Below are 12961 nucleotides of genomic sequence, written 5' to 3'. Positions count from 1 at the left end.
GTCCTCGGTGACCATCATCGACTCGACACCCGCCGATACCGGACATCGGTTGCTGCGCAAGGGCCGCGACCTGCAGGTCCGGGTGCACGAACTGCCCGGCGACCGCGACGGCGGACACGTCCTGGTCTTCGGCGAGATCGCCGACGGCTGCCTGGTCCGGATCCACTCGCGGTGCCTCTACGGTGACGCGTTGCGCGCCGGCCACTGCCGCTGCGGTGTCGCACTCGACGACGCCATGGACCGGATCCAGGCGGCAGGCGCGGGCGTGCTGATCTATCTGGAGCAAGAGGGCCGCGGCGCGGGACTGGTCGGCAAGGCCCGCGGACTGCACGCCGCGCAACGCCTCGACATCGGCACGCCCTGCAATCCTGCCACCGATGCCCGCTCCTACCTACACGCCGTGGCCGCCCTGCAACGACTGGGACTGCGGTCGGTGCGGCTGCTGACCGACAACCCCGACAAGGTCCGTGCCGTGCGCGCGGGCGGGCTCGAGGTCACCGTCCGCAGCCCCGCGGCAACCGCCCGCGGCGGCTGGATCGCGGCGCTGCGCGCCCGCTGGGTGCACGTCATCCGCCGATTCGAGGCACGGTAGGTCGCGCGTCCATAACTTCCCGAGTAAGCCGTACCACTACCTGCGGATCTGGCTACCATGAGTGAGCCGCGCCACTCCTGGCGCATCGACTCGTGAGAAACTGACAGTAGAGCTGCCGCATTCTGTCAGGATCGGGTCTCGAACCGCCCGCGTGCGGACGCCGTGAGGCGCGGTTCATGGCACAGCTATCGGGAACAGGGTTATGACGACTACAGACATCGGCTATTCGCACAAATCGGGCAAAACGGTCTACACCATCCCGGAAGCATTTCAAGAGACCATGAGCGTGCGGCCCGAGCAGGTCGCATTGCGGACCGTCGGCGGGACGCAGGAGATCACGTGGCGCGAGTACGGCCGGCGCGTGCGGACCATCGCGGCGGGCCTGGCCCGGCTCGGCGTCGGCCGCGGCGACACCGTCGGCATCATGCTCACCAACCGGCCCGAATTCAACCTGGTCGACACGGCCGCCCTGCATCTGGGCGCCACCCCGTTCTCGATCTACAACACCAGCTCACCCGAGCAGATCACCCATCTGTTCACCAACGCCGCGAACAAAGTCGTTGTGACAGAACAGGTCTTCCTCGACAAGGTGACCGCAGCCGGGGTCGAGCTCGCCCACATCATCCTGGTCGACGGACCCGCGACCGGCACGATCACCCTGGCCGAGGTGGAGGCGAACCCGGCCGCCGACTTCGATTTCGAAGCCACCTGGCGGGCCGTGCAACCGGACGACCTCGCCACCCTGATCTACACCTCCGGCACCACCGGTCCGTCCAAGGGCGTCGAGGTCACCCACCGCAACGTGCTCGCCCAGGTGATCGGGCTGGTGGCCGGGCCGCTGCCGGTCGGGCTCGACGACCGCGCGGTGTCCTATCTGCCCGCCGCGCACGTCGCCGACCGCATCTCCGCGCACGCCATGAACCTGCTCACCGGCATCCAGCTGACCACCGTCACCGACCCGCGCGAGGTCGCCGCCGCGCTGCCCGACGCCCGCCCGACGAGCTTCTTCGGCGTGCCCCGGGTGTGGCAGAAGATCAAGGCGGGCATCGAGACCAAACTCGCGGCCGAGACCAGCCAGGTGAAGAAGACCCTCGCGCTATGGGCCATCGACACCGGAACCGCCGCGGCCCGAGCCGATCTCGCAGGCAAGAGCCGCGGCCCGGTGCTCGCGGTGCAGCACCGGCTGGCCGAAACGCTGGTGCTGGCGAAGCTGCGGCACGCGATGGGCCTCGACGCGCTGAACATCGCCGCCTCCGGTGCCGCCCCGATCCCGCCGGAGACCCTCGAATACTTCCTCGGCCTCGGCTTCACCGTGAGCGAGGTGTGGGGCATGTCGGAGACCACCGGCGTCGGCACCTTCACCGAACTGGACAAGCCGCGGCCCGGCTCGGTCGGCCGTCCCCTCGACGGCATCGAACTGCGGCTCGACACCGACGGCGAGATTCTGGTGCGGGGGCCCATGGTCACCAGCGGCTACCGCAACATGCCCGAGCAGACCGCCGACACCATCGACGCGGACGGCTGGCTGCACACCGGCGACGTCGGCACCCTCGACCCCGACGGTTACGTGCGGGTCATCGATCGCAAGAAGGAACTGATCATCAACGAGGCGGGCAAGAACATCGCGCCCAGCAATGTCGAGAACGCCGTCAAGGCCGCCTCCTCACTCGTCGGTCAGGTCGTCGCGATCGGGGACGCGCGGGCCTATATCGGTGCGTTGATCGTGCTCGATCCCGACGTGGCCGCGTTGCGCGCCAAGGATCTCGGCGCGACCGACGCCGACCTGCCGACCCTGGCGCGCCGCCAGGAGATCGTCGACGAGGTGCGCGCGGCGGTGCTGCAGGGCAACGTCAAGCTCTCCCGGGTCGAGCAGATCAAGCGCTTCACCATCATCGGCGCGGTGTGGGAGCCCGGCGGCGACGAGCTGACCCCGAAGATGTCGCTCAAGCGCAACCCGATCGCGGCCAAGTACGCCGCCGAGATCACCGCGCTCTACGCCGAGCAGCCGCCCGAGCACGTCATCTCGGTCAAGTAGAAACGCGGACACGACTGTGGCCCTGGGTGATTCACCCAGGGCCACAGTCGAGCAACGGCCTACTTCTGCTCGTAGGTCGCCACGATCACCGCACGCGCGATGGCATGCGAGAACAGGTTGAAGCCGAGGTAGGCCGGGCTGGCGCTCGCGTCGATGCCCAGGCTCTCCACGTCCACCGCGTGCACCGCGATGAAGTACCGGTGGTAGCCGTGCCCGGGCGGCGGCCCGGCGCCGACGAAGCCGGCGAACCCGCCGTCGTTGCGCAGCGAGATCGCGCCGGTGGGCAGCGCGCCGCCCTCCTCGCCGCTGCCCGCGCCGCTGGGCAGCGAGGTCGCGCTCACCGGGATGTCGGCGACCGCCCAGTGCCAGAATCCGGACGCGGTCGGCGCGTCCGGATCGAACACGGTGACCGCGAAACTCTTTGTCTCGGCAGGGAATCCGGACCAGGACAGCTGCGGCGAGATATCCTTGCCGCCCGCGCCGAACACGCCGCTGACCTGATCGTTGCCGAACGGCGCACCGTCGGTGACGTCCTCGGAGGTCAGCGTGAACGACGGCAGCTGCGGCAGCGCGTCGTAGGGGTTGTAGGAGTAATCGGGCACGTGGTGTCCTTTCGTCGATCGTCAGCTGTTCAGGAGGAAATGCTCCAGCACGCGGGTGCCGAATTCGAGCGCTTGCACCGGAACCCGCTCGTCCACACCGTGGAACAGCGCAGTGAAGTCGAGTTCCGGCGGCAGCTGCAGCGGCGCGAACCCGAAGCAGCGAATACCCAGGCGGGCGAACGCCTTCGCGTCGGTGCCGCCGGAGAGCATGTAGGGCACGGTACGGCCCTGCGGATCGTGCGCGAGGATCGCGTCGTTCATCGCGTCCACCAGATGACCGTCGAAAGTCGTTTCGTACGAGTCGAGTTTGGTGATCCACTCCCGCTCGACGTCCGGGCCGATCAGCTCGTCGACCTCGCGCTCGAACGCCGCCTGCCGTCCCGGCACCACCCGGCAGTCGACCACGGCCTCGGCGGTCTGCGGGATGACATTGGCCTTGTACCCGGCTTGCAGCATGGTCGGATTCGCCGTATCCCGCAGTGTCGCACCGATGATCCGCGAGATGGTGCCCAGCTTGGCCAGCTGACCTTCGATATCGGGACTGTCCGGGTCGAAGTCGAGCCCGGTCTCCTCGGCGACGGCGGCCAGGAACTCCGCCACCGAATCCGACATCACCAGGGGGAAGGTGTGTTTGCCGAGCCGGGCCACCGCGTCGGCCAGGATGGTGACCGCGTTGTCGTCGTGCAGGAACGAGCCGTGGCCCGCACGGGCCTTGGCGCGCAACCGCATCCAGCCCAGGCCCTTCTCGGCGGTCTCCACCAGATACAGCCGTCGCTCGGTGCCGTCCGGGCGGGGCACGGTCAGCGAGAACCCGCCGACCTCACCGACCGCCTCGGTGACCCCGTCGAACAGATCCGGCCGATTGTCCACCAGCCATTGCGATCCCCATTTGCCGCCGTTCTCCTCGTCGGCCAGGAAGGCGAAGACGATATCGCGCGGCGGCACCGTGCCCTCGATCTTGAACTGGCGCGCGATGGCCAGCATCATGCCGACCATGTCCTTCATGTCGATGGCGCCGCGACCCCACACGTAGCCGTCGCGCACCGCGCCCGAGAACGGGTGCACGCTCCAGTCCGCGGCCTGCGCGGGCACCACGTCCAGATGCCCGTGCATCATCAGCGCGCCCCGGCTCGGGTCGGCGCCGGCCAACCGCGCGAAGACGTTGCCGCGGCCGGGCGCGCCGGACTCCACGTACTCGGTCGTATACCCCGCCTCGTGCAGTTGCGCGGCCACCCATTCGGCGCACTCGCGCTCGCCCTTGGTGGTGGCCAGCTCGCCGGTGTTGGAGGTGTCGAACCGGATCAGCGCGCTGACCAGGTCCACCACCTCGTCCACCGCACGAGAGCCGCTGTTGGGAACCGATCCTTCGACAGATGTGGACACGTACCCTTTCCTACCACCTGCTCGCCCCGGCACCGTCGGCGTCCCTGCGCCCGCGTCCCCCGGCGACACCGGACGGCACAGCGTGCGGTACCGATCCCGGTGCCCGCAGGGGTACGCATCACGCTGATCGCAATCGGCGCACGGTGGCCGCGCACATCGGTCCAGCATCTCGGTCGGCGCCGGAGGGTAGGTCGCGACATTCAGCGGGCGAAACCTGTTCCGCCGGGACCGGAATCGGGGCCGGACCGCAGCATGGCTCGGCCTCATCGAGGAAGAACGCGGCCGGATCCTGACGACGCCGGCCAGTACGCCGCGTCCTGCGCCCGCATGCTCGCCGAACCCGCTGTGCAGCAGTGCTATTCGGTGGCCGGACACGGGGATTACGTCGTGGTGATGGTCACCGCGGATCTGGCCGACTATCGCAGGATCTCCAACGAACTGTCCGTCGGCGACAAATCGGTCCAGCGCTACCCGCCTATGAACGCGTGAAAGCGCAACTGGCCGTGCCATTGTCGGCATCGGCGAGTACGGAGATCAAACCGTAACCGACTTCACAGGATCAGCACGGAAAACGTTAGCTCCGTTCACGGCCCGAGGTGGTCAACTGGAAGGGTGCCGATCGGCACGAGCAGGTCTGCACGAGGAGGTCCGGCCCATGTGCTCGGCACCTGTCAGCGATGACACCGATCCCGAGGAGGTTCGCCTCACCGGCGCCACTTGGGAATCCGTGAGCAGGCGCGGCGCGCGCTCGCTCAACGCCGACGCGGCCGCCACCCACACCGACCCCCGCACCGGCCGCACCGCGTTCGTCGTGGCCGACGGCATCGGCAATCATCTGCTCGCGGTCCGTGCCGCGCGCATGGTCGCCGCGGTCGCGGCTCGGGTCGCCACCGCCGCCGGCGCCCGCGCGGGAATCCTTGCCGCCCAAGCGGAACTGCTCCGCGAGTTCCCGCAGTCCGAGGCGGACAGTGTGCTCGTCGTCGCCGTGGTGCCCGCCGGAGAAGGTCCCGCCGATATCGCCTGGGTCGGCGACTGCCGGGCCTACCGCTGGAACGGCCGGGTGCTGCACCAGATCACCGTCGACCACACCGTCGCCGAATTCTGGCGGATCCGCGGCCAGCACCCGCCACCGCGCCTGAATCATCTGGTGACGACCTCGGCCCGCACCGTCCGTCCCGCCGATATCGGCCAGGCCGGCACCGGCGCCAGCAGCGGGCGGCTGCTGCTCAGCACCGACGGCGTGCACAAGCGGCTCGAGATCGCCACCATCAAGGCCGTTCTCGCGAACTCCGCCTCCGCCGCTCTCGCCGCCGACACCCTGGTCCAGTCGGCTTTGCACGCGGGCGGCACCGACAACACCACCGCGCTCGTCGCAGATCGCCGGACCCGGTGAGTCCCGGTGCGGTGTGGTCCCCATGAGAATGGCGATGGCCCCCGAACAAGGATCTGTTCGGGGGCCTCGGTAGCGAGGCTACACCGGACGGCGGGGTCTCGGGGGCGGTTTCTTGCTTACTTTTTGGCCACAGAAGATGACCCGGTGGTCCGCGCCGATACTTCTTCCCACAATGGGCCGAACACCAGCCACAGGCCGACGATCGCCCAGGCGCGACCGATCCACCACCAGAGTGCGTCCGCCTGATCGCCGCGCGCGATGGTGAGGATGATCAGCCCCAGCGTCAGCGAGGCGATCGCTGCGGCGAGCACCACCCGATTCCACTCCCGCCACAGTGCCGCCGCTTTCTCCGGTGTGCCCTTCGCCGGTTTCACCGGAGCCGGGCCGCCTGCGAAGCGATGCGCGAACCGGACATCGGCCCAGCGCACGATCGTCGGTCCGAACGCGACGCTCACGCCCAGGTAGAGCGCGGCGATGCCGTGGATCGTCCCGGGCTTCGCACCCTGATGCAGGTCGATGGCCGCCGCCACGATCAGCGCGACGTCGAGCAGCGGAATCCCCCACAGCAGCGCCGCACCCAGCCCCCGCAACCGCAGCAGATACCGGGCCACCAGCCCCGCGGCCAGCAGCACCCACAGCCCGACCTCCGACACCACGATCATCGTCGCGACCGGGTTGTCGCGAACAAGATCAAACATTTCCGTCTCCCGCCGATTCGTCGAACAGATCGAGCAGGTAAGCGTCCCTCTCCGCCGCCGACCCGCCCTGCCTGATCAACGTAGGTCGCGCACCGGCGTCGACGCGTCCTCCGATGGAACGACCTACCCGTCGACATCCGGAGGACGTTGCGGGGTGCCCCCGGAAACAAGGGCACGCATGCTCCGCACGGACCTCCTAAGGTTTGGCACCGGGTGTGCCGATGTTTCCGGCCGGGGGCGGCTCGAATCTGGTTGGACGCCGGACCGATTACGGCGATCGTGGGGTAACAGGTGACTGAATTCGAACCGTACGAACCGGACTCGATGAACAATCTCGGCGTGCGGTTGCAGAACGAGGGCGACCACGCCGGGGCCGAACGGTGGTACCGGAGATCCGCGGCGATGGGCCACATCAACGCGATGTTCAACCTGGGCGCGCTGCTGCACGAGGCCGATCCCGTCGAAGCGGAGCAGTGGTATCGCCGAGCCGCCGCCAAAGGCGACGCCGACTCGATGCACAACCTGGCCATCCTGCTGCGTGAGCGGGACGGAAACGCCGCCGAGGCGGACTATTGGTCGCGGGAAGCCGCCGAGCACCGGACGGCGCACTCCACGACCACGGAGCCGAGCGGCACGGGTGAACCGACCCGGGAGCGGCGCGTGCTCCGGCAAGTCGGTTATGCCGCAACCGCTTTGGTCGGCATCGCCGCATTCCTGGCCATTCTCGGCGGTATCCTCGGTGTGATCATCGGCAGCGTCGAATGGGCCGAGGCCGACGACACGCCGGTCCCGGATGTTCCGCTCTGTGACGGCAAACCAATGGAACCCGACGACCTGTGCATAACGTTCCAGGGCGGTAAAGCCACCAGGGAAACCTACGAAGACAAACTCACGGCATTGCGCCGTCATGAGGACAGCGGGCCGGGAACGGTAATTTTGGGCGGTGTGCTGATCGTCGGTGGACTCGCGACCGTCATGGTCTGCCGATTCCTCCTGCCTATCCTGGATGTCGACGCGAAACCGGCTGCCCCGGAACCGATTCCGCCCGCTCAGCGCCGCCGCGTGCCCGCACAGCCACCTCGCCCGCAGGTACCGGCCAGGCCGGTCCCGCCGCCACCCACCGCCGACACCTACCAGGCTCTGCTGACCCTCGTGATGGGTAGCACCGGCACCGCCGAACGCCTCATCGAGCACGAACGCAGCAGGACCCCGGGAGCGGACCGCACGACCCTGATCCGAAAGGCGATCGATCGCTTGACCTGGGAACGTGAGCGCCACAATTGATTTCGCGGACGCTACAGTGCGCGACGAAGCCGCCTTCTCGTCGTTGAAGACCAGATACGACCCTTCGCCGGAACCGCCCAGCCCGGTCGCCGGGTACGTTAACCGCCCATAGCGAATCGGGCGTGCCACGAGGCAGAAAAGGAACGCTTCCCCGAGAACAGTTCACTAAACCTCGGGGTAATTCTGTTCACAAAGCAGCGTCGCTGATTTGCGCGGCGCCGACGAACACTATCAACTGGAAGGATGCCGACCGAGAATTCGATGACGAGCAGACGCCGGGCTTTTCTGCCGCGGCTGCGCCGCCGCAATCTCGACGGCTACGAAATGGTTGTTTCCGCGCCGGAGAAACCGACAAAGGACGAAAGGCACATTGCGGACCGCAATGTCGTGGTCGTCGCATTGTTCGCCGCGCTGGGCGGCATGCTCTACGGCTACGACACCGGCATCATCTCCGGGGCGCTGCCCAAGATGTCCGCCGAATGGGGCATCGACCACACCCGGCAGGAGATCGTGACCGCCGCGATCCTGGCCGGCGCGGTGATCGGCGCGCTGATCGGCGGATCGCTGTCCAAGACGCTGGGCCGGCGCAAAGTCATCTTCCTCATCGCGTGTGTCTTCGCCGTCGGGGTCGTGGCGTGTTCGCTCGCGGTGGACGAGTGGATGATGACCGCCGCGCGGCTGTTCCTCGGCCTCGCGGTGGGCGGCTGTTCGCAGATCGTCCCGACCTACATCGCCGAATTGGCCCCGCCGCACCGCCGCGGTGCCATGGTGACCTTCTTCAATATCGCGATCGGCGTCGGAATCTTCTTGGCGAACCTGGTCAGCCTGCTCGCGGCCGCGGGCGACACCGCCGAACCCAGCGGCGATTGGCGCTGGATGATCGGCATTGCGGTGATCCCCGCCCTGGTGCTCGGCGCGGCGATGCTGCGGCTGCCGGAGACCCCGCGCTGGCTGATCGAGAACGGGACGATCGGCAAAGCCCGCGTCGTGCTGCGCTGGCTGCGGCCCAATCGGTCCGCCGCTGTCGACGAGACCTTGCAGATCTGGGCGATCTCTCAGCAGGAGCAGCGGGAAGCACGGGGCGGCTGGTCCAATTTGTCCCAGCGCTGGGTGCGGCCCGCGCTCGTCGCGGGCCTCGGCATCGCGGCCTTCACCCAGCTGTCCGGGCTGGAGATGATGATCTACTACTCGCACACCATCCTCGGCAGTGCCGCGGGTTTCGGCACCGGCCTGGTGGTCTGGTCCGGTTTGGGCATCGCGACCGTCTATCTGATCTTCACCGCCGTCGGCGAACGGCTGGTCGACGTGGTGGGCCGCCGCCGGCTGATGCTCACGCTGATCCCCGGTTCGACCGTCTTCCTGCTCTGCTTCGGGCTGATGTTCGTGCTCACCGACCACCCCAACCGCTATCTCACGGTCGGGTTGATGCTCGCCTACATGGCGTGCAACGCCGCCGGACTCCAGGCGGTCGGCTGGCTGCTCGGCTCCGAGCTCTATCCGCTGAGCATCCGTGATCGCGCGACCAGCTTGCACGCCGTGGCACTTTGGGGTTCGAACCTGGTGCTCACCCTCACCGCGCTGAGCACCATCGACACCCTCGGCCTCGGCCCCGCATTCGTCATGTACGCCGGATTCAACCTGCTGTCCCTGGTTTTCGTGTTCTTCTTCGTCCCGGAAACGAAGGGGCATTCCCTCGAAGACATCGAACAGTCCTTGCGCGAAGGAACTTTCATGCCCCTCCGCGGCAACATCGGCAGCCGAGTCCAGATCCCCACCAACGCCCCACTACCCGCCCCCCAATCCCCCTGACCCCGAAGCACTTTCACCGCCCCGGCGGCTCTCCTTCGTCGCGGGCCGAGCCGGGCGGATCGCCCTCATCGCGGACCGTGTCGGGCGGCTCACCGTTATCACGCGCCGAGCCCGGGGGCTCGCCCTCGTCGCGCGCCGAACCCGGCGGCTCCCCTTCGTCCCGGACCGTTCCAGGCGCACCGCCCGCGTCCTGGACCTGCCGAGGCCGAACACCCTCGTCGCGGGCCGTGTCAGGTGGGCTGCCCGCAGCCCGGACCGTGTCGGGCGGCTCACCCTCATCACGCGCCGAACCCGGCGGGTCGCCCTCGTCGCGGAACGGTCCAGGCGGGTCGCCCTCGTCGCGCACGGTGCCGGACCGCTCACCCTCATCCCGCACCGTCCCAAGCGGCGTACCGTCGGCGCGGACCGTGTCAGCCAGCTGACGCTCGCCGCGCACAAGTTCGAGCAGGTCGCCCTCGTCGTGGGCAGGTCCGGGCGGGTCGCCCTCGTCGCGCAGGATGTCGGGTGGCTCGCCTTCGTCCCGGAGTGTTCCAGGTGGTTCACCCTCGTTGCGGAGCGTGCCGGGCGGGTCGCCCTCGTCGCGCCGCGTGCCGTGTTGACCACCTTCTGCGCGAGCAGTTTTCGCGTGCACGGGCGGGAGGATCACCGGGCTGGTACCGGAGTGAATTCCGGGGGCGTGTTCGACCTGCGCGTGGACGGCGGGTGGGGTCGGGGGCATATCCATCAGCGGCATCGGGTCACTGTTGCCGACATCTGTGCCGAGGTCGAGGACTCGGTCTGCTCAGTGAACCGTTCGAAGGCTCAGGGGCGGGGCTGTCCGGGGGCGGGGGCCGGTTTGGTGTGTTCGGTCCACGCCTGCCCGTCCCACCAGTACAGCAGGCGACCACCTGAAGGCGGGTGGTACCAGCCCGGCGGAACATTCCACACCGGGGCGGGCGATGCCTGCTCAGCGGTGTGCTGGTCCCCGGCGATGCGCGCGCAGAAGATGAAGAACGCGGCGGTGACCGCAAGCGCGAGCGCCCCGGCGATCAACCCTTGCACCAGCAGCAGGAGTGCGACGACACCGCAGATCCCGGCGAGCACCTGCAAAAGGACGCGCCCGTCAGCGATACGAGGTGAGGACCCACCCGCGACTGCGGCACGAGGCGACGGATTCCGGCCACGGCTGCGCCGGGCCCCGATTACTTTGGTGTCCGAGATTCCTGTCCCCGGTATTCGTACCGTTCGGGTCACCCGCCCGTCGGCGCGCTTGGTCACCCGTAACGGACCCCCACCCGCGCTGTACCCGAACCCGGTCTTCGATACGGTGACCCGCACCGGACCATATTTTCTGTGTACCCGGACCACGCACTGCTCCTTCGAGCATCGAACTCGACCAGCCTGCGAACGACTCCGATGGTACTGCGCCGCACCCCGCCCGATCGAGGAGTTCGCCGGCCCGGTTCCCGCCCCGCGCCATAGGCTCGCGCGTCCGATCGGCCGTGACCGCCACCCGAGCGCCGCCCCGGCCGACAACGAGTCTTTCCGGGCCCGCCGCGGCCTTGACCCGAAAGCGCGAGCAGGTGCGGTCGCCGCCGGTGCCGAATCCCGCGCCCACCAAGCCACTCGCTGTGCCGAACCTCCTCGCGCGGAGGCCAGAAGGACGCGCACCGCGGCGACGGTGCCGACGGAACCGAGCGGCGGCCTACTACCTGCGTGCGCGGCGGCGGAAGCGGAAGGAGCGGCTGCCGGTGCCGACGCCGGCCAGGTGCAGGGCGATCAAGAGGAAGCCGAGGGTCACCAGGGTGCCCGCGGTGATCGTGTCGCCGAGGGTGGCATCGGTCAGGTCGAGCAGCAGCGCGAGTCCGAACGCGACTGCGGCGGCTATGGCCATCATGGTGAACCTCCTTGTGCTGCCCCGGAAGTACCCAGCGGCGCGCGGCGCAACCACACCGATTTCGGTCAGTCACCGACCATGCGTCCGGCCAGGTTGCGAATCGTCCGCTCGGTGAACACATCCCGGAGTTCGACGGTCACACCGATCTGTTCGGCGATCCGCCCGGCCAGGCGCACGACGAGCAGCGAATGCCCGCCGAGTTCGAAGAACGAGTCGTCGATCCCGACCTGTGCCACGCCGAGCACCTCGGCGAACACCGCGCACAGCTGTTCCTCCAGCGGGCTGCGCGGCGCGTGGTAGCGCCCGCCGGTGAACACGGGCTCCGGCAAGGCTTTTCGATCCACCTTGCCGGTCGGCCCCACAGGCAGCGCGTCGAGTACCACGAACGCCGCGGGCACCATGTACTCCGGCAACCGGCTCGAGACGAACTCGCGCACCGCCGACTCCACCACTCCCGCAGACGGATCGGCGGGCACCAGATACCCGACGAGCTGCCTCCCCACGTGGCCTTCGCGCGCGACGACCACGGCGCGGGCCACCGACGGGTGATCGGACAACGCCGTCTCGACCTCGCCGGGCTCGATCCGGAACCCGCGAATCTTCACCTGGTCGTCGGCCCGTCCGGCGAGCACCAGCTGCCCGTCGTGGTCCCGGCGCGCCAGATCGCCGGTCCGATACAGCCGTCCGCCAGGACGAACCGCATACGGGTCGGCTACGAACCGTCCGGCGGTCAGTCCGGCGCGCCGCAGGTACCCGCGCGCCAATCCGGCTCCGGCAACATACAATTCGCCTACCACGCCCGGCGGCACCACCCGCATCGCGTGGTCCAGCACGTACACCCTCGTGTTGTCCACCGGTCCCCCGATCGGCTCCGCGACCGTGTCGCGCGTCGCCCCGGCCACCGCCCATGTACTGTCCGCACTGGTTTCGGTCGACCCGTAGAAGTTCAGCAGCACACTGTCCGGCAACAGCGCGCCGAACGAGTCCGCGACCGACACCGGCAACGGTTCACCGCTGCTGACCCACACCGCGCAGCCCGCGCCGCGGTGTACCCGCGGGTCGGACAGCATGACCGCGAGCAAGCTGGGCACCACCACGATTCGGCGCACCGCGTAGCGTTCGATCAGCGTGAGCAGCGCGCCCACATCCCGCATCTGGTCGGCATCGGCGACCACCACGGTGCCGCCGTAACTCAGCGGCCCCAGGATCTCGGCCAGCGAATCACCGAAACTCAACGCGGTTTTCGCGCACACGACCTCGCCGGCCCGCCACGGCAGCACCTTCTGATA

Annotated in this window: 13 protein-coding genes and 1 pseudogene; 6 read left to right on the top strand and 8 right to left on the bottom strand. The window is 68.6% G+C overall.

Going from position 1 to position 12961, the window contains the following annotated elements:
* Positions 1-7: 7 nt before the first annotated feature.
* Together TY25_RS02415 and TY25_RS02410 are read left to right on the top strand one after the other, a co-directional pair.
* Positions 8-592, top strand: coding sequence for a GTP cyclohydrolase II (locus tag TY25_RS02415; RefSeq protein WP_052382750.1), 585 nt, complete (start codon positions 8-10; stop codon positions 590-592).
* A gap of 202 nt (positions 593-794) precedes the next feature.
* Positions 795-2627: an AMP-dependent synthetase/ligase gene (locus TY25_RS02410; protein WP_042253787.1), complete on the top strand. Its 1833-nt coding sequence runs from the start codon at positions 795-797 to the stop codon at positions 2625-2627.
* A 59-nt stretch (positions 2628-2686) separates the two neighbouring features.
* Here the strand turns inward: TY25_RS02410 and TY25_RS02405 are convergent, their stop codons facing one another.
* A complete protein-coding gene (locus TY25_RS02405) occupies positions 2687-3229 on the bottom strand; it encodes a YbhB/YbcL family Raf kinase inhibitor-like protein (protein WP_042253785.1) in 543 nt (180 codons plus the stop codon).
* A gap of 21 nt (positions 3230-3250) precedes the next feature.
* Positions 3251-4612 carry a M20/M25/M40 family metallo-hydrolase gene (locus TY25_RS02400; RefSeq protein WP_042253783.1) on the bottom strand — a complete coding sequence of 454 codons (1362 nt, stop codon included), beginning with the start codon at positions 4610-4612 and terminating at the stop codon, positions 3251-3253.
* A gap of 327 nt (positions 4613-4939) precedes the next feature.
* Here TY25_RS02400 and TY25_RS42355 point away from each other — a divergent pair, with 327 nt between their 5' ends.
* Complete coding sequence (locus TY25_RS42355; RefSeq protein ID WP_162184179.1) at positions 4940-5101, top strand: Lrp/AsnC ligand binding domain-containing protein; 162 nt, start codon at positions 4940-4942, stop codon at positions 5099-5101.
* Positions 5102-5267: 166 nt separating this feature from the next.
* Positions 5268-6005 carry a PP2C family protein-serine/threonine phosphatase gene (locus TY25_RS02390; protein WP_052382749.1) on the top strand — a complete coding sequence of 246 codons (738 nt, stop codon included), beginning with the start codon at positions 5268-5270 and terminating at the stop codon, positions 6003-6005.
* A 116-nt stretch (positions 6006-6121) separates the two neighbouring features.
* Here the strand turns inward: TY25_RS02390 and TY25_RS02385 are convergent, their stop codons facing one another.
* On the bottom strand, positions 6122-6703 hold the full coding sequence (locus TY25_RS02385) for a hypothetical protein (protein ID WP_042253781.1): 582 nt from the start codon (positions 6701-6703) through the stop codon (positions 6122-6124).
* Positions 6704-6994: 291 nt separating this feature from the next.
* On the opposite strand from TY25_RS02385, the gene TY25_RS02380 reads away from it, so the two are divergent.
* Positions 6995-7987 (top strand): tetratricopeptide repeat protein, encoded by a 993-nt coding sequence (locus tag TY25_RS02380; protein WP_042253780.1) that lies wholly within the window; start codon positions 6995-6997, stop codon positions 7985-7987.
* A gap of 243 nt (positions 7988-8230) precedes the next feature.
* Positions 8231-9796 (top strand): sugar porter family MFS transporter, encoded by a 1566-nt coding sequence (locus tag TY25_RS02375; protein WP_042253779.1) that lies wholly within the window; start codon positions 8231-8233, stop codon positions 9794-9796.
* 13 nt (positions 9797-9809) lie between these two features.
* Here TY25_RS02375 and TY25_RS02370 read toward each other — a convergent pair whose 3' ends face one another.
* From TY25_RS02370 to TY25_RS02355, 5 genes and pseudogenes are all read right to left on the bottom strand, one after another.
* A complete protein-coding gene (locus TY25_RS02370; RefSeq protein ID WP_042253778.1) occupies positions 9810-10529 on the bottom strand; it encodes a hypothetical protein in 720 nt (239 codons plus the stop codon).
* 68 nt (positions 10530-10597) lie between these two features.
* Complete coding sequence (locus tag TY25_RS43825; protein ID WP_226887485.1) at positions 10598-10879, bottom strand: DUF2510 domain-containing protein; 282 nt, start codon at positions 10877-10879, stop codon at positions 10598-10600.
* A gap of 117 nt (positions 10880-10996) precedes the next feature.
* Positions 10997-11113: pseudogene (locus TY25_RS44615) on the bottom strand (DUF4236 domain-containing protein); the annotation flags it as partial.
* A 370-nt stretch (positions 11114-11483) separates the two neighbouring features.
* Positions 11484-11672 (bottom strand): hypothetical protein, encoded by a 189-nt coding sequence (locus TY25_RS02360; RefSeq protein ID WP_042253776.1) that lies wholly within the window; start codon positions 11670-11672, stop codon positions 11484-11486.
* A 65-nt stretch (positions 11673-11737) separates the two neighbouring features.
* Positions 11738-12961, bottom strand: a 1224-nt coding sequence (locus TY25_RS02355) for a non-ribosomal peptide synthetase (RefSeq protein WP_156055031.1), incomplete at its 5' end; no start/stop codon positions are given.

Source organism: Nocardia brasiliensis NBRC 14402, assembly GCF_000308475.2.
Classification (GTDB): domain Bacteria; phylum Actinomycetota; class Actinomycetes; order Mycobacteriales; family Mycobacteriaceae; genus Nocardia; species Nocardia brasiliensis.
Note: the sequence above shows the minus strand (reverse complement) of the source record. Positions and strands in the feature narration are given on the sequence as shown.

Excerpts from the sequence above, each read along its gene's own strand:
- TY25_RS02410 (WP_042253787.1), top strand. The coding sequence starts at position 795 with ATGACGACTACAGACATCGGCTATTCGCACAAATCGGGCAAAACGGTC.
- TY25_RS42355 (WP_162184179.1), top strand. The coding sequence starts at position 4,940 with ATGCTCGCCGAACCCGCTGTGCAGCAGTGCTATTCGGTGGCCGGACAC.
- TY25_RS02390 (WP_052382749.1), top strand. The coding sequence starts at position 5,268 with ATGTGCTCGGCACCTGTCAGCGATGACACCGATCCCGAGGAGGTTCGC.
- TY25_RS02385 (WP_042253781.1), bottom strand. The coding sequence starts at position 6,703 with ATGTTTGATCTTGTTCGCGACAACCCGGTCGCGACGATGATCGTGGTG.
- TY25_RS02375 (WP_042253779.1), top strand. The coding sequence starts at position 8,231 with ATGCCGACCGAGAATTCGATGACGAGCAGACGCCGGGCTTTTCTGCCG.
- TY25_RS02370 (WP_042253778.1), bottom strand. The coding sequence starts at position 10,529 with ATGCCGCTGATGGATATGCCCCCGACCCCACCCGCCGTCCACGCGCAG.
- TY25_RS02360 (WP_042253776.1), bottom strand. The coding sequence starts at position 11,672 with ATGATGGCCATAGCCGCCGCAGTCGCGTTCGGACTCGCGCTGCTGCTC.